The sequence below is a fragment of the Marinobacterium profundum genome (genome assembly GCF_001528745.1).
Lineage (GTDB): Bacteria > Pseudomonadota > Gammaproteobacteria > Pseudomonadales > Balneatricaceae > Marinobacterium_A > Marinobacterium_A profundum.
Window position 1 is genome coordinate 43,958 of the sequence record NZ_BCNS01000060.1, and the last position, 21,262, is coordinate 65,219.

The window sequence follows — 21,262 nt, forward strand, 5'->3', positions numbered from 1 at the left end:
GAAGCCCTGAAATGAGGCCAGCCGCGCAGATTTCATAACCTGGCGACCGGCTTCAGGTGCTCGAGGGTAGAATCAGCCCTGGGCCGATTCGGTGTACTTGTTGGCAACCCAGGTGTGGAAATGGTGGGTTGGTCCGTCCAGTACCGGCGAGAAGACGCCACCGGCATAGCCCGGCGACTTGCGACCGGCCTGCATGCCTTCGACCGCGAAAACGTCTTCGCCAAAGACCACTTTCCAGGCTTCCAGCACGGCCTGGCGGCAGGCGGAATACTCGTCGCCGCAGGCTTCTTCGCCGACGTAGAACAGGCGCAGATTTTCCAGCGTGCGGTTATGGGCACGGGGCTCCAGAATAATGGTGAAGAAGTGGTCGGCCTGAATACCCAGCAGTACGTTGGGGTACAGAGACACATATTCAGCCTGGCGCAGCTTGTCCTGTGGCCAGTCGGCGAAGCGCGGCAGGTGAGTGCCGGCGACATCGGACAGGTTGTAGGTGTAGCTGCCCTGGCCAGACATGCCCTCGCTGACCACCAGGTTGTAGTGCTGATCCAGCGGCGAGTAAGTGTTCAGGCTCGGGTGTACCCAGGGCAGGTGGTAGGCTTCGCAGTAGTTCTCGATAGCCAGCTTGTAGTTGCAGTTCACTTCCAGCTGCATCTGGCTGCCGGTCTGGGCGATGTGCAGGTTGTTCCAGCCATCCTTGCCGCAGAACTCGCTCCAGCGCTGTGTCAGCGGCGCGATAAAGTCGTCGAACGATTGTGCATCACCGGACAGGTTAATAAACACCATCCCCATCCAGACGTGGGAGCGCACAGAGCGCAGGCCATGCTTTTCACACACAAAACCTTCGGCCTTGTGAACGCCGACGCCGCCGATATGCGGAGTGCCCTTGAGGTTGCCGTTCAGGTCGTAGGTCCAGGAATGGTACGGGCAGCGCACCATGCCTTCGACTTCGGTTTCCTCACGCAGCAGAATCATGCCGCGGTGGCTGCAGACGTTGTGGAAGACGTTGAACTCACCGTCGCGGTTGCGCATGATCGCCAGCGGCAGACCCATGAAATCCACTGGTTTGGCGAAGCCGTTACGCGGCAGATCGCTGGTGTAGCCAACGGCGGCCCAGGTCTTGCCCAGCACCTCTTCACGCTCAAACTCGAAGTAGGCGGGATCGTCATAGACAGCATTCGGCATGCCTGAGGCATCGGCAATCGGCTTGCGTACGCTGTCCAGGGTTGCCATCGGAATCATCTGAGACTTGATTGTCATAGCGCTTATCTCCACACAGGGCCTGCACTTGGGAAGGCTGCTGGTTTCTCTTATAGACCGACAAGTACATGCCACTGGCGATGTCACCGTCGAGACTCTGTTTGAACGCATAGTACTGAATACAAAATCGCCCGGACAAACGACTTTTCAGCCCCGGGGTCATGATAAAAACTCACAAGTCTGCAAACGCCTGAGTTTACGAGGAAATTTCCCTTCAACGCACAGGGACATAGGCAAGAACGGGGCGATTTATGAGGGTTTAACAGGCTGGAGCCCGGCCTCAAAGGTCACAGGCAGCCGCCGCGCTCACCACTGGGGACAGCACAGAAAACATGATAAAAGGTAATGCCCTGGCTCAGGGCTGCGGCTTGCTTTGATGCTGCTGAGACGAGCATGACTGTTCGTTTTTTGACCACCTCTATGCCTGCAGGCCAGCCATACAGGCTGCTGCAGCACTGAACGCTGGCGGCAATACTGTGCCACTGCCTCAGTGAATCTCACAGTGTCATTACAAAAACTCATTAGCTGGGGGTGAAAAAGTCGTTTGATCTGGATCAAGCTTTTGCACAAGATGGCGCCATCGCGAATTCCGGTTCGTAGCGACCTTCCAGGCGCACTTTTCACGGCCCGTATCCGGCTTTGCAATCAAGCCTGCGGTCATGACTTTATATAATAAGCAAGGTGGACAAAGCGATGAGATCCGACAGCGGACTTGTGCGAGGCGTAGACCCTATCGTCACCCTCATTTCCATGATGGTGGTGATTGGTTTCGTTATTTATTGCGGCCTGCAGGCCGAAGCGGCAGGCGCCTTGTTCCAGCAAGTGTCCGACAATATCCTCAACAACTTCAAATGGTTCTACCTGAGCGTCGTCACCGGCGTACTCGGACTGCTGATCTACCTGATGTTCAGCCGCTACGGCAATATCCGCCTCGGCCGGGACGATGAAAGACCCGAATTCAGCTACCGTTCCTGGCTCGCCATGCTGTTCAGCGGCGGTATGGGTATTGGCTTGATCTTCTGGTCCGTGGCAGAGCCCATGTGGCACTACGCCGGCAACCCCTTTGCCGCCGCGGGCCTCAGTGATGAGGCCGCCGCCACCGCCATGCGCATTACCTTCTTTCACTGGGGTCTGCACCCCTGGGCCATCTTTATTATCGTCGCCCTGACCATGGCGTATTTTGCCTATCGCAAGGGTCTGCCGCTGACCATGCGCTCGGTGCTCTACCCGCTGATCGGTGATCGCATCTATGGCCCCATCGGCCATACGGTGGATATCCTCACCGTGGCGATCACCGCCTTCGGCGTATCTCAGTCCCTGGGACTGGGTGTCATTCAGATGAACACGGGCCTCAACAACGTCTTCGGCATGGATATCAGCATTGGCAATCAGCTGATCATGATTGCCGCCATCAGCTTCCTGGCGATTCTGTCGGTGGTGTCCGGTGTCGGCCGCGGCATCCGCCTGCTGTCCGAGTGGAACATGCTGCTGTCGATCATTCTGGTAATCGCCGTACTACTGATAGGCCCAACCCGCTATATTCTGCACACCTTTATCGAAAGCACCGGCGACTATGCCAGCAACCTGATCACGCTGAGCACCTGGAGCGACGCCCAGGCGGATTCGGGCTGGCAGAACTGGTGGACCGCCTTTTACTGGCCCTGGTGGATGACCTGGTCACCCTTTGTCGGCATGTTTATCGCCCGCATTTCCCGTGGTCGCACCATTCGCGAGCTGATCGTCGGCGCCCTGCTGGTGCCGACCCTGGTGACCTTTATATGGATGTCGGTGTTTGGGGGCTCGGCGCTGAAAATGGAACAGCAGGACCGCGTTGCGCACCAGGAGCTGGTTGAAGCCGGTAGCCTGAGCGGCGAGGCTGCTGAGTTTAATGGCGGCGAAATCCTGCTGGCCACCAAGGCTGAAACCACTTCGGCGATCTTTACCCTGTTCGAGAAGCTGGATTCCGGCACCCTGGGGCAGGCGCTAATGGTTCTGGTGACTTTACTGCTGGCCACCTACTTCATCACCTCGGCGGACTCGGGCACCCTGGTGCTCTGTACCCTAAGTACAAGGGGCAGCATGGAGCCACCGCTTGCGCTGCGCATTATCTGGGGTGCCATGCAGGCCTTTATCGCCGGTGGACTGCTCTACGCCGGCGGCCTGAAAGCGGTACAAACCGCCTCCATAGTTGCAGGCCTGCCTATAGCGGTGCTGACTCTGCTAATGTCCGTCAGCCTGATGAAGGCGCTGCGCGCCGAAGGGGGGCTGCTGCCTATTCCGCTCGGACCACAGCGGGGCAACAAACCCCAGGCGGTAAACAGCGACGCCCACAGTGCCGCCACTGTCGCAGTCGGCGAAGCCCAGCCCGCCATGTTGCGGGCTAGCAACGCAGGCTGATTCAGGCTCTGCATAAAAGCACCGACCTTCGCTTTTGGCGAACGTCGGTGTTTTTATTTACAGAGTGCCAATCAGGGCGAGGAGCCGAACAAGCGGCCTGCTACACTGCCCGCAAAACACCCGACTTGGTCTGTCCCCACACACAGGGCGCGACCGAGCCCCCTGATTAGCCGTCAAGATAATAAGAAACGGAGAACTCTGCTTGAAGATCAAGCCCTTACCGCCCCTGAACAGCCTGGTGGCGTTCGAGTCCGCCGCCCGGCATCTAAGCTTTACCCAGGCCGCGCTTGAGCTGAGCGTGACCCAGGGCGCTGTCAGCCGCCAGATCCGTCATCTGGAGGAATACCTCGGGCGCAGTCTCTTCGTGCGCGACAAGCGCCAGCTGAGCCTCACCCAGACAGGCGCCGAATACTACGATAGCGTGCAGCAGTCCCTGCTGCTGATCTCCAGTGCGACCGGCGCCATAGTGCAGTGGCAGGGCAACCAGCAGCTTACCGTAGTCACATCCAATGCCATGGCCTCGCTCTGGCTACTGCCACGGCTGCCGGAATTCCAGGATCTGCACCCCGATATAGACGTGCGCATTCTGGCCACCGATTCTCTGCTGGGGCTGCGCAGTTCCGAATTCGATGTCGCGCTCTTCTATTGCCGCACACCGCCGGCGGGCCTGGTGGCAACACCGCTGTTCAATGAAAGGGTGTTCCCCGTTTGCAGCCCGGCCTTTCTGCAGCGCTGCCGCAGTGCTGATGGGCAGAGCACTGAGGATATTCTGGGTACCACCCAGCTGTGGCTGGATTCAGGGGAGGACTGGCTCAACTGGAATCAGTGGTTCAGCGCCGCGGGTATTGCACCACAGGAACCGCGTCGCCGTCTGAACCTGAACAACTACGCCATGCTGGTACAGGCCGCACTTAATGGACAGGGCATAGCACTGGGGTGGGAACAGCTGGTGGCGGATTATCTGCAAAGCGGCCTGCTGGTGCGGCCCGTGGCGGTGGAGCTGAACACCACCGCCCGCTTTTACATGCTGGAACCCCAGGAACCCATGCGACGCAAGCCCGGCGTCGAGCAGTTTCGCCACTGGCTGTTGCAGCGGGTAGGGGAATGCGAGGCTATTGAGGCGCCTATCGAGACCTCCCAGACCGCCTGAGGGCGGCAGTCCGGGAGGTCTCTGGTAATTGTAAACCGGCAGCTTTCACCTTGAACCTGCTTTTACCTCGCACCTCGCACCTCGCACCTGCTCTTATGCTCTCTCTTGCCCCTAGCCCCTAGCCCCTGCTTTTACCTCGCACCTTATTTTTTAATACAGCGCTTTTTCGTCGCGCACCACATCACGCAGCAGCTTGAGGAACAGCTTGTCGGCATCGCTGTGCTCAACCGGGATCTTGACGTTGGTGGTGGCGGAAAGCTCATCGGCAATCAGCACATCGGCGTTTTTCTCATTGATATGCTTGCGGGCAATGTCCAGCGCCCTGGTGTTGATATCGGGCTCAACCAGCACCTTGCGGATGAACAACAATAGCTCGCTGATAACCCGATCCTTGTTTTTGATCTCAGACACTTTCATGGCGTAACTCCGCTCGGCATTTTCCCGCACTATAACCTGTTTTCAGGCCGCGTTGCAGCCGTCCTAGCTAGCGACGATACCCCCTTTGACAGCACCTTTTGGCACATCAACAGCCCCATGGGCACCTCCAGAGCGCGCGCAGGGATTAACAGCACATAACCGTCAGGCTCCGAAAACGACGCCGACTTCGGCAATTTCATGACCAAAATTCGGGAAAAACGCGCCCCATGACGGCTTTTTAGGCCTATTCAGCCGCCATCGGTTGATCGAAACCTGACCCGGTGAGAGAATGTCCAGCTCAATTTTAGAGGCCTTGAGCGAGTAGGTAACCCCGAAGCTCTGGCGAGGCGATCTCCAGTATCGTCTCCCGCTGGTCTGCCGGCTGAGCAACCCTCAGCACCGGTAAGCACCCGAACGTGAACCGCCACGTCTCTACCCTGGAATGGTTGAGATTTTTACCACCAAAGCATCAACGTCGCTTAAGTGGGTGGATCACGTTCAACGTTGCAGAAACAAAAACTGTTACGCGCCTTTTCCTTGCCGGGAACTGGTGCACCAGAGGGTGAATACTGTGGAATTATTATCAGGCGGAGAAATGGTTGTTCGTGCCCTTCATGATGAGGGTGTGAAGTATATCTATGGCTACCCGGGCGGTGCCTTGCTACACGTCTACGATGCCCTTTTCCGTCAGGAAGATGTGCAACATATACTAGTACGCCATGAACAGGCGGCAACGCACATGGCCGATGCCTATGCGCGCGCGACCGGCAAGGCCGGCGTGGCCTTGGTAACATCAGGCCCAGGCGCGACCAATGCTGTTACCGGCATTGCGACGGCCTATATGGACTCGATCCCCATGGTGGTGATCACCGGTCAGGTCATGAGTCATTTGATCGGCGAAGATGCGTTTCAGGAAACCGACATGATGGGTATTTCCCGTCCGATCGTGAAACACAGCTTCAGCGTGTCCCGTGCCGAGGATATTCCGGCCATTATCAAGAAGGCGTTCCACATTGCCCAGTCCGGTCGTCCGGGACCTGTGGTTGTGGATATCCCCAAGGATATGACATCGCCGACTGAACGTTACGAATACGAATACCCCAAAACGGTTAAGCTGCGCTCTTACAGCCCGGTCACCCGTGGTCACAGCGGTCAGATCAAGAAAGCGACTGATTTGCTGCTGGCGGCCAAGCGCCCGGTGCTCTACACCGGCGGCGGCGTCATCATGGGCAATGCCAGTGCCGAGCTGATTCAGCTCGCGCGCATGCTCAACTACCCGGTCACCAACACCCTGATGGGGCTGGGTGGCTTCCCGGGTACGGACCGTCAATTTATCGGCATGCTCGGCATGCACGGCAGCTACGAAGCCAACATGGCGATGCACCATTCGGACCTGATTCTGGCCGTAGGCGCGCGCTTTGACGACCGTGTTACCAACGGTCTGGACAAGTTCTGCCCCACCGCCAAGATTATCCATATTGATATAGACCCTGCGTCCATTTCCAAGACCGTCAAGGCCGATATCCCCATCGTGGGTCCGGCTCAGGCAGTTCTGGCGGAAATGATCGAACTGGTTGGCGCGTCCAAGAAGCAGCCGGATGCGGCAGCTATAAAGACCTGGTGGGACCAGATCGACGAATGGCGCACGCGCCACGGCGGTCGCTACCGTACCGACGACTCCGACAAGATGAAGCCGCAGCAGGTCATCGAAATGCTGAGCAAGGTCACCAACGGCGACGCCTATGTGTGTTCCGATGTAGGCCAGCACCAGATGTTCGCAGCCCAGTACTACAAGTTCAACAAACCCAACCGCTGGATCAACTCAGGCGGCCTGGGCACCATGGGCTTCGGCTTGCCGGCGGCCATGGGCGTGCAGATGAACTTCCCCGATGCCGACGTCGCCTGCGTCACCGGCGAGGGCAGTATCCAGATGAACATTCAGGAGCTTTCCACCTGCAAGCAGTACGACCTGCCGGTGAAAATCATCAACCTGAATAACCAGTCCCTGGGCATGGTACGCCAGTGGCAGGACATGAACTACGAGTCGCGTCATTCGCACTCGTACATGAAGTCCCTGCCAGACTTCGTCAAGCTGGCCGAGGCCTATGGCCATGTCGGAATGAAGGTCGAGAAGTACTCCGATCTTGAAGCCGCCATGCGCGAAGCCTTCGCCATGAAAGACCGTCTGGTGTTCATGGATATCTATGTGGATCAATTCGAGCACGTGTACCCCATGCAGGTACCGCGCGGCTCAATGCGCGACATGTGGCTGACCAAAACGGAGAGAACCTGAGCATGAGACGTATCATTTCAGTTCTGTTGGAAAACGAACCGGGTGCCCTGTCTCGTGTGGTCGGCCTGTTCTCCCAGCGTAATTACAATATCGAATCCCTCACAGTGGCGCCGACGGACGATGCGACCCTGTCGCGCCTGACCGTCACCACCGTCGGGGATGACCGTGTTATAGAGCAGATCACCAAGCACCTGAACAAGCTGATTGACGTTGTTAAGGTGGTCGATCTGACCGAAGGCGAGCACATCGAACGCGAGTTGATGATGATCAAGCTCAAGGCCTCTGGCGCCGCCCGCGCCGAGATCAAGCGCACCGCGGATATCTTCCGTGGCCAGATCATTGATGTGACACCCAATACCTATACGGTGCAGCTGATCGGTGCGAGCGACAAGCTCGATGCCTTTATCAGCGCACTGGGCACCGCCACCATTATGGAAGTGGTGCGTTCGGGTGTGTCGGGTATCGCCCGCGGCGAGAAAACCCTCAGCCCCTGACCCGCAGGATCAGCCGGCCACAAAAAAGCCGCTCCCCTGAGGGAGCGGCTTTTTTATATCTGTATCCTTTCAATGCCTGGCGACAGCCTTCACCACCGGTCTATGACTTGGCCGCCTGGACAGCGAGCGGTGCCGCAGCAACGGCCGGAGCCTGCCGGGGTTCACGCCCGACCAGGAAAATGGCCAGCGCGGCGACAAGCGCCGGCAAACCGACGGCAATAAAGTTCATCTCGAAGTTCAGCTCCGCCGCCATCAGTACACCACCGAGGATCGGGCCCAGGATGGCGCCAAGTCGACCCACTCCTGAGGCCCAGCCGATACCGGTGGAGCGGTTGGATACCGAGTAGTACTGCGCCACATAGGCATACAGCAGTATCTGGGTTCCTATGGTGCAGGCACCGGCAATGGCGATCAGCACATACTGCACCGTCATAGACCCCTTGAGGAAGCCCAGCAGGCCGATGGACAGAGCGGCAAGCAGGAACATGATGGTGATCACGCGACGCAGGTGAAAACGATCCGACATAAAGCCGCCACCGATGGCGCCGAACATGGCGCCGAAATTAAGTACCAGCAGGAACAGCAGCCCCTTCTTTACTTCGTAGCCGGCTGCTTCCATGATCGTTGGCAACCAGGAGGCCAGTGCGTAGACCATCATCAGGCAGCAGAAGAAGCTGACCCAGAACATCAGCGTAGACATCAGACGGCCCTGGGTGAAAAGAGATACCAGCGGTACACTGCCAGACTCCTTCCCGGTGGGCATCTGCAGATCGTCCTCGAGCTTTACATGGCAGCCTGGATCAAGCCGGTTGAGCATCTTCACCGCTTCGGCCTTGCGCCCAGACTGCAGCAGATAGCCGACGGACTCCGGCAACATCAGCCAGATCAGCGGCAGCAGCAGCAGCGGGATGCCTGCGACGAAGAAAACTGACGGCCAGCCATAGGCCGGAATCAGGTTCATGCCGATAAAGGCCGAGGCCATGCCACCGATGGAATAGCCGCTGAACATGATGGCGACCAGAGTACTGCGCATCTTCTTTGGTGCATATTCGGTCATCAGGGCGACCGCATTGGGCATGACACCGCCAATACCAAGACCTGCAATGAAACGGCAGAGACCAAATTCCAGCGGATCACGGGCAAAGCCGTTAAGGAAGGTGACGCCACTGAACAGGGCGACACAGATCATAATGGTTTTCTTGCGGCCTATTCTGTCCGACAGCGGGCCGAAAAACAGGGCACCGAACATCATGCCAAAGAGTGCCGTGCTCCCCAGGGTGCCGGCATCCACCGGAGACAGGTTCCACTCGGCCATCAGTTTGGGCAGTACCACACCGTAAATGATCAGGTCATAGCCATCAAAGATGATGATAAGACCGGTCCAGAACAGAACCTGCCAGTGAAATTTGTTAAATCGAGCCTCATCGATAATTTTGTGCACATCTACCGTCTTCACTGCATTCTCCCCCTTATTGTTATGTCGTCCGCTCCACCAGGGGTGGGGCAAACGCACGCGGCATTGGTTACTTTGCGTACAGCCCAAAGCCATAACCGCAGTATCAAGCAATTGACAGGAATCAAAATGACGCAGCCTGCAAAGACTATCCATTGGCTGCAAAGGGCAGAAAAGCAGGTTCAAGGTGAAAGGGAGACAAAGAGCAGTTCGTAGCCTGGAATGAGCGAAGCGAACTCCGGGAAAGGAGCGAAGCGAGTTTCGAGGGTAAAGCAGGGGCTAGGGAGAGCATAAGAGCAAGAGCAAGAGCGAGGTGCGAGGTGCGAGGTGCGAGGTGCGAGGGAAAAGCATAGGGGCAAGGAAGAGCAAGGGGGATGGATCTTGCTAGCGGGTCGGGCTGCGTTCGGCAGCCGACCCGGTATCAGGTACGAATCAGTTTTTCACCACATCCACGAAGTAGTGATCTTCGCCGTTGACCTTCTCGCGCACCAGACCATGTACATCGGTCTCGAAGCCCGGGAAGCGACCATTGAAGTCACGCACGAACTGCAGATAACTGACGATGATCTTGTTGTAGCACTCGCCCGGAATCAGCAACGGAATGCCCGGCGGATAGGGCGTTACCAGCATGGCGGTAATGCGACCTTCCAGGTCATCAATCGCTACGCGCTCCACCTGGCGATGTGCCATCTTGGCCCAGGCATCGGCCGGAGTCATGGCAGGCTGGATCTTGGACAGGTACATGTCTGTGGTGATGCGGGCGACATCGTACTGGCGGTAGACCTCGTGGATCTCACTGCACAGGTCGCGCAGACCAACGCGCTCGTACTTGGGAAAACGCTTGGCGAATTCCGGCATGATGCGCCACAGCGGCTCGTTGTTGTCGAAGTCATCCTTGAACTGCTGCAGCTCGGTTACCATCGAGTTCCAGCGGCCCTTGGTAATGCCGATGGTGAACATGATGAAGAACGAATAGAGCCCGGTCTTCTCGATGATAATACCGTGCTCGGCCAGGTACTTGCTGACGATTGCCGCAGGAATGCCGACGTCGTCGAAGCTGCCGTCCACGTCCAGCCCCGGGGTGATGATGGTGGCCTTGATCGGATCCAGCATGTTGAAGCCCGACTCGATCTCGCCAAAACCATGCCAGCGATCGCCGGAGTGAATCACCCAGTCGTCACGATCTCCCATGCCTTCTTCGGCCAGACGATCCGGCCCCCAGACCCTGAACCACCAGTCATCGGCACCGAACTCGTCATCCACCTTGCGCATGGCACGGCGGAAATCCAGCGCTTCCAGAATGGATTCTTCCACCAGTGCGGTGCCACCCGGCGCTTCCATCATTGCCGCCGCCACGTCGCAGGACGCGATAATGGCGTACTGAGGACTGGTGGACGAATGCATCAGGTAGGATTCATTAAAGCGATGTGTATCAAGCTTGCGGTTCTTGCTGTCCTGCACCAGGATCTGGGACGCCTGGGACAGGCCCGCCAGCAGCTTGTGGGTCGACTGGGTGGCGAACACCAGGGTGTCGTCGGAACGCGGACGGCCGGATCCTATGGCGTGCATGTCACGATAGAAGCTGTGGAAGGCCGCGTGGGGCAGCCAGGCTTCATCGAAGTGCAGCGTATCTATGGTGCCGCCGAGGATGTCCTTGATGGTTTCGACGTTGTAGAGCACGCCGTCGTAGGTGCTCTGGGTAATGGTCAGAATACGCGGTTTCTTGTTGACCGCATTGCGGGCAAAGGGATTGTCAGCGATCTTCTGACGAATGGTCTCGGGGTCGAACTCACTCTTGGGAATAGGCCCGATAATGCCGTAGTGGTTGCGAGTCGGCATCAGGAACACCGGAATCGCACCCGTCATGATAATGGAGTGCAGAATCGATTTGTGACAGTTGCGATCCACCACCACTATGTCGCCGGGCGCCACTGTGGAGTGCCAGACCACCTTGTTGGAAGTCGAGGTACCGTTAGTGACGAAGAACAGGTGATCGCAGCCGAAAATGCGCGCCGCATTGCGCTCACTGGCAGCCACGGGGCCCGTGTGATCCAGCAGCTGGCCGAGTTCGTCCACGGCGTTGCAGACGTCTGCACGCAGCAGATTCTCGCCGAAGAACTGGTGGAACATCTGCCCAACCGGGCTTTTCAAAAAGGCCACGCCGCCGGAATGGCCGGGGCAGTGCCAGGAATAGGAACTGTCGCTGGCGTAATCCATCAGTGCATCGAAGAACGGCGGCGCCAGGGAATCCAGGTACTTCCTGGCTTCACGGATGATATGCCGCGCCACGAACTCGGGCGTATCTTCGAACATGTGAATGAAACCGTGCAGTTCACGCAGGATTTCATTGGGTATATGGCGTGACGTGCGGGTCTCGCCATACAGAAAAATGGGAATATCGGTGTTGCGCTTGCGCACTTCCCGAATAAAGCCGCGAATACCCGCCAGCGCCTTCTCGACGTCGGCATCGCTGCCATCACCAAACTCTTCATCGTCGATCGAGACGATAAAGCTGGAGGCACGGCTGGCCTGCTGTGCAAAAGCGGTCAGGTCGCCATAGCTGGTAAAACCGATAACCTCAACGCCTTCCTGGCCGATGGCTTCGGCGAGGTCGCGAATACCGGAACCCGAGATGTTTTCAGAACGGAAGTCTTCATCAATGATGACTACAGGAAAGCGAAATTTCATGTGGGGCCAGTCACTCGGTAAGAACAGGTGAGTAGGGTAAGTGCGCGGCGCTGCTGCAGGGATAGTTCTACCCTGGCAGCACTCCATTCACACCACAGAATCAGCGGATGAAACCTATCCGGGGATTCCTGCGAACACGCTCGAAACAGCATAGCAGCGTGGCAAGTTCCTGCGACAGGCTGGACACTAGCTACCTGTCGGACTTAACACTGATCTACTGCGCAAACGCCGATTTTGGCCGTTCCCTCGCTACGATCGGTCAAACCCGACAGGCTGCCAGGCACTGGGAAGCCTGATGCAGGACGGTAATTTTACCAGATTGATATCCATGTGATAGCAGAGAATACAATCTGCTAGAATCCCTCCCCCGCAGCGGCGTTTCAGGATCGATTCCCGGGCGACGGCAATCCCCGGCGCCGACAGGCTGCGTCAGGGCTACACTTAGGCGACAGCCTTGTAAGAATTTCAGGAAGATCTATCGGCATGAAGTGGCAACCAGGCCAATCCAGCACACCCCCGGATCGGCTCGAGCCCACACTGCTGAGCTTTATCTGGCGCTACAGCTCCAGCCATCAGTTTGCACTGCTGGCCATTACGCTGCTGTCGTTTCCCGTGCTCTACGCCAGTCTCGAACTGCCCAAGCGCATCCTCAATGAGGCCATAGGCGGCACCGAATTCCCGGTGCAGATTCTGGGTATTAATTTCCAGCAACTGTCCTTTTTGCTACTGCTCAGCTTTGCCTTTCTGCTCATGGTGCTCTGCGGCGGTCTGATCAAGATGCGGCTGAACATCTACAAGGGCATCGTCGGCGAACGCCTGTTGCGGCGCCTGCGCTACCGCCTGATTACCCAAGTGCTGCGCTTCCCCGCCGCCCGCTTCAGGCGCACCTCCCAGGGCGAAGTGGTGTCCATGGTGACGGCCGAGGTCGAACCCCTGAGCGGCATCATGGGCGACGCCCTGGCACTGCCGCTGTTCCAGGCCGGCCAGATGCTTACCATCCTGACCTTCCTGTTTATCCAGAACCCCTGGTTTGGCCTCGCCGCCGTGGCGCTGGTGCCGCTACAGGCGATTATTACGCCCTTGCTGCAGCGACGCATCAACCGGCTGCACCGCGAGCGTGTGCGCCGTGTCCGCAAGCTGTCCGAGCTGATCGGCGAATGTGTGCAGGGGCTGGATGACCTGCGCAGCAACGGCGGCACCCCCTATGCGCTGGCCATATTCAGCCACCGTCTGGGCGGCATTTTCCATATTCGCGGCGATATTTTCCGCAAAAAATTCTTCATGAAGTTCCTCAATAACTTCATCAACAACCTGCCGCCTTTCCTGTTCTACGCCGTGGGTGGCTACCTGGTGATTCAGGGTTCGCTTTCCATAGGCGCCCTGGTGGCCGCCATCACCGCCTACAAGGACATAGTCACGCCCTGGCGCGAGCTGCTCAATTACATCAGCCAGATTCAGGAAACCAGCGACCGCTACAAAAGCCTGCGCGACCAGTTCCAGCCCGACGACATTCTCGACGCCGAGCTGTTCGAGGAATCCGGCGCTGAATTGCCGCGCCTCAACAGTACTATCAGTTTTGATCAGGTGTGCATCACAGACCCCAACGGCTCCCGGGTACTGTCGGATATCAGCCTGAATGTACCGGCGGGCACCATGGTGGCCGTCAAGAGTAGCAACAGCGCGGCACGCAAGGCCTTCTCCCAGGTTTTGTCCCGCAGCATCAGCCTCTCATCCGGCCAGGTCAATATCGGCGAGCACAATCTTGGGCGACTGAATCAGGCGGTCATCTCGGCCCGTATCGGCATCGCCACCTCAACCCCTTATCTGTTTAACGCCTCTGTGGGTGAAAATATCTACATGCCGCTGCGCCGCAACCCGCGCGCAGATCTGGGTGCCCAGGAGCTGGACGATCCCGAACTGCTGGAGTCCCTGGCCTCGGGTAACAGCACCTACCCGGTGAATGCCGAGTGGCTGGATCTGGATATCGCCCGCTTCAGCAAACTGGACGAGCTGAACCAGTGGTGGCTGATGATCGTCGATGCCATGGGCAGCGAGGACTATCTGTCGCAACGCGCCCTGGATGCCCGCTTTGAGCCCTCGGACAGACCCTCCCTGGCCGAAAAAATGATCGAGTTCCGCCCCCAGCTGGCGCGCCGACTGGCGGAGGAAAATCTGGCCCGCTTTATTCATCCTTTCGATCGAAACGCGCTGAACCCGAGCCTCACCCTGACGGAAAACCTGCTGTTCGCGGTACATCTGCATTCCAGTCGCGACGAGCACATCGCCACTACGAGCCAGTTGATCAAGCGCTTCACCGCCGCGGGCTTTGGGCCTGAGCTTGAGCACTTTGCCAGGGGTCTGCTGGAAACCCTGGTACACACCTTCGCCTCCATCGGCCCCAATCATCCGATGTTCAAGCGCCTCGGCGGCTTGACCCCGGAGATATTCCAGTCACTGCAGGACCTGCACCAGAAACAGAGCACAGATCGCCCGCTGAGTAATACAGAAGCCGAGTTGCGCCTGTCACTGCCCTTTATGGTGACCCCTGAGCAACTGGATATGCCGCTGCCCCAATCCATCTGCACTGCGGTACTGGCCATGCGTGATGAGTGCATCCCGTTGCATGAGGCGCTGTTCCAGAGCCGCTACCGGCCGCTGAATGAAAAACTCGTAAACCCCGGCATCAGCGTGCTGGAGAACCTGCTTTTCGGCAAGCTGGCCCGGGCCGGCGAAACCAATGAGCGCAACATTCGCAGCATCATCGCCGAAGAGCTGCTGCAGGCTGGCCTGCACGGACCGCTGTCCATGCTGATACGCAGCATTCCGGTTGGGCTTGGCGGCGCCGAAGTGCCGCCCATCGCTCAGGAGCGTTTTGCCTTCCTGCGCGCCACTATCAAGAAGCCAGACATTCTGGTGCTGGACCAGGCGCTGGCGAGCCATTCCCTCGCCCAACGCAACGAAGCCCTGCGCAAGATCAGGCGCCTGCTGCCAGACACCACCATCTTTGTGCTGGAACCCGAATTCAAGAACATTGAGCAGTTTGATCAGATCATCAATCTGCAGGATGGCCAGGCCCCGCAGGGTCGCGGTGCTCAGGCACCAGCCGAATCGCCGGCAGAAACCATCGAAGACTTCGAGAACAAGCGCAAGGTGATTGCCAGTACAGAAGCCTTCGCCAAACTCAGCCCCGCCCAGGTTCGTCTGCTGGCCTACGCGTCGCGCTGGGTAAGGGTCGAGACCGACGAGCACCTGTTTCGCAGCGGCGACCTGCCCGATGGCGCCTATATAGTCGTCGAAGGTCTGGCCGAACTGCGCTGGCCCGACGCCACCCAGACAGACAAACCCATTTCAGAGGTGGGCCCGGGCCGCCTGATTGGCGATCTGTCGGTGATTGTCGATCAGCCGCGCAACATGGATCTGCTGGCCATCAAGCCCGTGCTGGCCCTGCGTATCGAGCGCCGCGAGCTCCTCGAGATCGTTGAGAACGACGCCGCCGTAGCCATGATTCTGCTGCGCACCGTCTCGGGACACCTGTTCAACGCCGCCGAAACCATTCGCAGTGAACGCACGGACGAGCGCTGATTTGATCAAGCTACGCCCCTATCAGCAGGAAGCGGTAGATGCAACGCTGCGCCACTTTCGCGCCAGTGACGACCCTGCCGTAATAGTTCTGCCTACAGGCGCCGGCAAGAGCCTGGTCATTGCAGAGCTTGCACGTCTGGCGCGACGCCGCATTCTGGTGCTGGCCCACGTGCGCGAACTGGTAGAGCAGAATCACGCCAAATACGCCGCCTTCGGCCTCAGTGCCGGCATCTTCTCGGCGGGGCTCGGGTTCAGGGATACCGGTCATCAGGTGACCTTCGCCAGTGTGCAATCGGTAACACGCAATCTGGAACTGTTTCGCGACGCCTATTCACTGCTCATCATCGATGAATGTCACCGCGTCAGTGACAGCGAGGACAGCCAGTATCAGCAGGTAATCACAACACTGCGCGAACAGAATGCCAACCTCAAGGTGCTGGGCCTCACCGCTACGCCCTATCGTCTGGGCCAGGGCTGGATCTATCAGTACCACTACCGCGGCTTTGTGCGCAGCGAAGACAGCCGGCCCTTTCAGCACTGCATCTATGAACTGCCGCTGTCACAGCTGATCCGCGAGGGGTTTCTCACCCGACCTGAACTTGTGGATGCGAGCATTGCCCACTATGATTTTTCGGCCCTGCAGGCCAATTCAGGCGGCCATTACAGCGAGACTGAAATCAACAGTCTGCTAAGCCATTATCCCCGCGTGACCCGGGCTATCTGCGAACAGATTCAGGAACTGGCCGGCGAGCGTGCCGGCGTGATGATTTTCGCCGCCACCATCAAGCACGCCCAGGAGATTACCGGCTATCTGCCGGATGACTGCACCGCCCTGGTGACCGGTACGACCCCGGCATCAGAACGTGAATCACTGATCACGCGCTTCAAGGCGCGGGAGCTCAAGTACTTGGTCAACGTGGCTGTACTGACCACTGGCTTTGATGCCCCCCATGTGGATCTGATCGCCATCCTCAGGCCCACCCAGTCGGTCAGCCTCTTTCAGCAGATCGTCGGCCGCGGTCTGCGGCTGGCCCCCGGCAAGACCGACTGTCTGGTGATCGACTACGCCGGCAACGGCTTCAATCTGTTTGCCCCTGAAGTTGGCAGCAAGAAACCCGACAGTGACAGCGAACCGGTGCAGGTTTTTTGTCCGGGATGCGGCTTCGCCAATATCTTCTGGGGCAAGACGGATGGCGCCGGCACAGTAACTGAGCACTTTGGCCGCCGCTGCCAGGGCCTGCTCGAAGATGACACGGGCCACAAGGAGCAGTGCGACTACCGCTTTCGCTTCAAGGAATGCCCCCACTGTGGCGCGGAGAACGATATTGCCGCCCGCCAGTGTCACCAGTGCAGCGAAGCCATCATAGACCCTGACGATCTGCTCAAGCGGGCCCTGCAGCTCAGGGATGCCCGTGTAATCCGCTGCGCCGGCGTCAGCTTTGCCGAACACAAGGGCGCGCTGCGCATTAGCTATCACGATGAAGAAGGCGAGGAACTGCACGAGCGCTTTGATCTGCGCCAGGCGGGCCAGCGGGCTGTCTTCAATCGCCTGTTCGGGCGCCGCTTCAATGCCGCTACAGAACCCCGGCATTTCGCCAATCTGGCCGAAGTACTGGCCGTGGCAGACCAGTTCAGCGCACCGGACTTTGTCGTCGCCCGCAAGGCCGGCCCCCACTGGCGCGTACGCGAAAGACTGTTCGACTACAGCGGCCACTACCGCAAGGCGAATGAATTGTAAAGCAGGTGCGAGGTGCAAGAAGAGCAGGTGCGAGGCGCGAGGCGCGAGGTGAAAGGTGAAAGGTGAAAGGGAGAGAAGGGGGCGGTGCGTAGCCTGGAATGAGCGAAGCGAATTCCGGGAAAGGAGCGAAGCGAGTTTCGAGGTGACAGCTTTAAGCGTACGGCAGAAAGCTTAAAGCACCTCGAAATTCGCCTGGGGCTCACTTCCCGGAGTTCGTAAACTCATTCCAGGCTACGGGCTGAAGGATCTCTCCCTGAGTAGAAACGAAAAAGCCCCGAAGCCAAAGTGCCGGGGCTTTTTAACATCACGCCGCCAGAGCGGCAGCGGTTACGGTCAGGCGCCGATCACGCCGCCGTCTTCACGGGTCACCATAACAATACTGGAGCGCGGCTTGCCGCCATCCTTGTAGTCCGGGAAGCCACCTGTGGGGTGCTGGATGCCGACGAACATGGTCTTGTAGTCATCGCTAAAAGTCAGGCCTGTGACTTCGGCGCCGACGGGGCCCACCATAAAGCGGCGAATCTCGCCGGTGGCAGGATCACCGCACAGCATCTGGTTGTTGCCCATGCCGGCAAAATCCCCTGCATTGGAGTCATCACCGTCGGTCAGAATCCACAGTCGACCGTCGTTATCAAAGCCCAGGCCGTCCGGGCTGTTGAACATGTTATCGGCGTTAATGGCGTCGGAACCGGCGTAGAGGCTGCCCTGATGCACCGTCGGGTTACCGGCCATAACGTATAGATCCCAGTCAAAGGTGTCCGCAGTATGGTCACCGTCCCTGGCTTCCCAGCGAATGATCTGCCCATAGTGGTTCTCGGCCCGCGGGTTGGCGGCGTTAAGCGGCTGATCTTCCTTCTTGCCACGGTTCTTGTTGTTGGTCAGGGTGCAGAACACATGACCGTTGTTCGGGTTATGGCTGATCCACTCAGGTCGATCCATGGTGGTGGCCTCAACCTGCTTGGCCGCCTGGCGGGTGTGGATCAGGACTTCAGCCTGGCTGTTAAAGCCATTCTCCGGCGTCAGGCCATTCTTGCCAAAGGCCAGTTCGATCCAGCGACCCGTGCCGGCGTGCTCTTTGCCATCCCCACCGGCAAACTGCGCCACATAGAGAGTGCCTTCTTCCAGCAGGCTGCGGTTTACCGCGTCCTGGCCTTCGGCATATTTGTTTTTGGAAACAAACTTGTAGATGTGTTCACCGCGCTCATCATCGCCCATGTAGACCACTACATGGCCGTCCTTGTTGACCAGCACATCAGCATTTTCATGCTTTACGCGGCCCAGGGCCGTGCGCTTCATGGGTGTGGAAGCCGTATCAAACGGGTCGATTTCAACCACCCAGCCAAAGCGGTTCGGCTCGTTCGGGGTCTGGCTGACATCAAAGCGGGCATCGTGCTGCCACCAGCGGTAGCGATCTTCAGCGGCCTTGATACCGTAGTATTTCTTCTGCTGCGCCGGCACAGCCTCGTCGTTCGGGGCTCCGAAGTAACCGTTGAAGTTTTCTTCGCACGTCAGGTAGGTGCCCCAGGGGGTGCGGCCATTGGCGCAGTTGTTAATGGTGCCCAGTACCTTGGTGCCGCTGCTGTCGGCGGCGGTTTTCATCAGCTCGTGACCGGCGGCAGGGCCCGTCAGCATAAACTCGCTGTTGGCATGCAGACGGCGGTTGTAGGCGGAATCCTTCAGGTACTCCCAGGCATTGCCGCTGCTGCGACGCACTTCCACCAGGGTGACACCGTGGGCAGCCTGCAGCTTGGCGACGTCTTCGGCGGTTTTGACTTCGCCGTGCTCCAGCATGTATTCGCCGTTGGTGTATTCGTTGTTCACCGCCAGCATGGCGCGATCCATATCCAGGCTGCCATCAGCCTTGCGGAAATGAAACAGGGACATGCCATCGGTGTTGTCACCGAACTGCAAGGCCTGATCGGCGGCGCTGTTGCCACCGGAGTGATCGAACTCAGGCGCGCCTGGGAGTACCGGGTCCCCCCAGGACATCAGAATAGAGGAACGGTAACCGGCAGGCAGCGCTATAGCGTCGTCGGTGGACGCCTTGATCGCCTTGAAGCCCATCAAACGGGACGGATCCATAGCGGCAGCAACCGCCTGGGCCATGGGCGACAGGCTGAAAAACCCGAGCATGCCAGCGGCCATGCCGCCCTTAAGCAGGCTGCGACGGCTCAGAGCCTTGTCGACAAGAGCATCAAAACCGGTGCGTTCGAGGCCATCGGTATCCTGGGCGTTAACATCAGACGGTGTAGGTTTCATGGGACTTCCTCCTGCAAGAATGGCGTGCATGCTAGTCAGTAAACATGACCATTCCATGACAGCCGCCAAGCGCACCCTGCTGAGCGCGCAACGGGGAATATGCTAAAGTGCGCTTCATTATCAGGGACAGGAAGCATCTGGATGGCACTGCACGCAATTCTGTTTGATCACGACGGTACTCTGGTGGATTCCGAGGCGGTTAACCTGCAGCTCTGGCAACGGGCGCTCGAACCCTGGGGGCTGACGATTAGCGACGAAATTTACTGGAGCCGCATGCTGGGCGTGCCTATCCGGCAAAATGCAGCCGATATTCTGGAGCTGCACAAGCCCGATGCCAGCATTGAACAACTGGTGGCCGCCAAACTCGCCGCCAACGCAGCTTATCTCGCCCACAACTACTTTCCCCAGATGCCGGGCGCCGATACGGTGGTGCGCGAGCTGGCCAGCCGCTTGCGCCTGGGGCTGGTCAGCGGCTCGCAACGCAACTGCGTGCAGGCATCCCTGCGCGGCCACGCCTGGGAGCCACTGTTCGAACATGTGGTTACCGGCGATGATGTTCCTCGCAACAAGCCGGCCCCGGATGGCTATCTGCGGGCACTGTCACTGATGCAGCTGGAAGCCGATGACTGCATCGCGGTGGAGGACACCGAAGTGGGTATCACCGCAGCCCGCGCTGCGGGCCTGAGGGTGGTTGGCATTCGCAGCCCAGAGGCCGCCAGCCACGACTTCTCATCCGCCACCATTATTGTCGACAGTCTGATCGAGGCCCACGCCTGGATCAACCAGCAACTCACCGACTCTGCAACGACACAGGAAACCCCATGACACAGCCATTTCGGCTTGAATTCCAGGTGCGGGACTATGAACTGGATATGCAGGGCATCGTCAATAACGGCGTCTATTTCAACTATCTGGAACACGCCCGCCACGAGTACCTGCTGGCAAAAGGGGTGGATTTCGCCGCCCTGACACGGGAGGGCATTCACCTGGTGGTGATTCGTAGCGAACTGGATTACAAGGCGCCCCTGAAAAGCGGCGACCGCTTTGTGGTCGAGGTCACGACCGAGCGCCTGGGCAAGGTGCGCTTCGGCTTTCGCCAGCGAGTGATTCGTCTGGCCGACGACAAGGTGATGCTCGAAGGTCTGGTGACCGGCACGGCACTTAACGAACGCGGCCGGCCCTATATCTCGCCGGCGATCGAATCGCTGTTCTAGAGCATTTTCACGAAACACTTATCTGTCGATCGAGGTTGTTTGAGTGCTTCCTGACTTTGAGGTGGCCGGATATGGATCGAGGTAAGATGAAAATTCTCTCCACCGAAACATCAGCACGGCTCTTGCTTCCCCCTTATGAGCAGAAAATTGCTCCTGCATTTTCTGGCTACCGGCCATCCATGGCCATATGCCGGCGAGCACTGAGGTCATTCGGCGATCAGGCCCGAAGGGGCGCAACAGGGACTGATGCGCCCGCGATGAGGTACATGGATGTACCTCATCGGAGCCCGCCGGAGGGGCTCAGAGCGCAGCGAAAAGGC

General features: G+C 58.5%; 13 protein-coding genes. 8 read left to right on the forward strand and 5 right to left on the reverse strand.

Features of this window, described 5'->3' with window-relative positions; all coding sequences use genetic code 11:
* Positions 1-72: 72 nt before the first annotated feature.
* On the reverse strand, positions 73-1,257 hold the full coding sequence (locus MPRO_RS03060; RefSeq protein ID WP_216821224.1) for an aromatic ring-hydroxylating oxygenase subunit alpha: 1,185 nt from the start codon (positions 1,255-1,257) through the stop codon (positions 73-75).
* A gap of 693 nt (positions 1,258-1,950) precedes the next feature.
* Between MPRO_RS03060 and MPRO_RS03065 the strand changes: the two genes are divergently transcribed.
* Entirely contained in the window at positions 1,951-3,654 is a 1,704-nt protein-coding gene (locus MPRO_RS03065) for a BCCT family transporter (protein WP_067286798.1), read from the forward strand.
* 202 nt (positions 3,655-3,856) lie between these two features.
* Entirely contained in the window at positions 3,857-4,804 is a 948-nt protein-coding gene (gene gcvA / locus MPRO_RS03070) for a transcriptional regulator GcvA (protein ID WP_067286801.1), read from the forward strand.
* Between the two features lie 150 nt (positions 4,805-4,954).
* Here gcvA and MPRO_RS03075 read toward each other — a convergent pair whose 3' ends face one another.
* On the reverse strand, positions 4,955-5,221 hold the full coding sequence (locus MPRO_RS03075) for a hypothetical protein (RefSeq protein WP_067286805.1): 267 nt from the start codon (positions 5,219-5,221) through the stop codon (positions 4,955-4,957).
* Between the two features lie 571 nt (positions 5,222-5,792).
* On the opposite strand from MPRO_RS03075, the gene MPRO_RS03080 reads away from it, so the two are divergent.
* The gene (locus MPRO_RS03080; RefSeq protein ID WP_067286836.1) at positions 5,793-7,514 is read left to right on the forward strand and encodes an acetolactate synthase 3 large subunit; all 1,722 of its coding nucleotides are present in this window, start codon (positions 5,793-5,795) and stop codon (positions 7,512-7,514) included.
* 2 nt (positions 7,515-7,516) lie between these two features.
* Complete coding sequence (gene ilvN / locus MPRO_RS03085) at positions 7,517-8,008, forward strand: acetolactate synthase small subunit (protein ID WP_067286809.1); 492 nt, start codon at positions 7,517-7,519, stop codon at positions 8,006-8,008.
* 100 nt (positions 8,009-8,108) lie between these two features.
* On the opposite strand, the gene MPRO_RS03090 is transcribed toward ilvN, so the two are convergent.
* Entirely contained in the window at positions 8,109-9,464 is a 1,356-nt protein-coding gene (locus tag MPRO_RS03090; protein WP_067286812.1) for an MFS transporter, read from the reverse strand.
* Between the two features lie 429 nt (positions 9,465-9,893).
* Positions 9,894-12,149: an arginine/lysine/ornithine decarboxylase gene (locus tag MPRO_RS03095; RefSeq protein ID WP_067286816.1), complete on the reverse strand. Its 2,256-nt coding sequence runs from the start codon at positions 12,147-12,149 to the stop codon at positions 9,894-9,896.
* Positions 12,150-12,632: 483 nt separating this feature from the next.
* Between MPRO_RS03095 and MPRO_RS03100 the strand changes: the two genes are divergently transcribed.
* Both MPRO_RS03100 and radD read left to right on the forward strand, forming a co-directional pair.
* Positions 12,633-15,731: an ABC transporter transmembrane domain-containing protein gene (locus tag MPRO_RS03100; protein ID WP_067286819.1), complete on the forward strand. Its 3,099-nt coding sequence runs from the start codon at positions 12,633-12,635 to the stop codon at positions 15,729-15,731.
* 1 nt (position 15,732) lies between these two features.
* The gene (gene radD / locus MPRO_RS03105; protein WP_067286821.1) at positions 15,733-17,469 is read left to right on the forward strand and encodes a DNA repair helicase RadD; all 1,737 of its coding nucleotides are present in this window, start codon (positions 15,733-15,735) and stop codon (positions 17,467-17,469) included.
* Between the two features lie 333 nt (positions 17,470-17,802).
* Here the strand turns inward: radD and MPRO_RS03110 are convergent, their stop codons facing one another.
* On the reverse strand, positions 17,803-19,728 hold the full coding sequence (locus MPRO_RS03110) for a PhoX family protein (RefSeq protein WP_067286823.1): 1,926 nt from the start codon (positions 19,726-19,728) through the stop codon (positions 17,803-17,805).
* Positions 19,729-19,869: 141 nt separating this feature from the next.
* Between MPRO_RS03110 and MPRO_RS03115 the strand changes: the two genes are divergently transcribed.
* Complete coding sequence (locus tag MPRO_RS03115; RefSeq protein WP_067286826.1) at positions 19,870-20,553, forward strand: HAD family hydrolase; 684 nt, start codon at positions 19,870-19,872, stop codon at positions 20,551-20,553.
* Entirely contained in the window at positions 20,550-20,942 is a 393-nt protein-coding gene (locus tag MPRO_RS03120; protein WP_067286828.1) for an acyl-CoA thioesterase, read from the forward strand. Before MPRO_RS03115 ends, MPRO_RS03120 begins: the two co-directional genes overlap by 4 nt.
* Positions 20,943-21,262 lie beyond the last annotated feature (320 nt).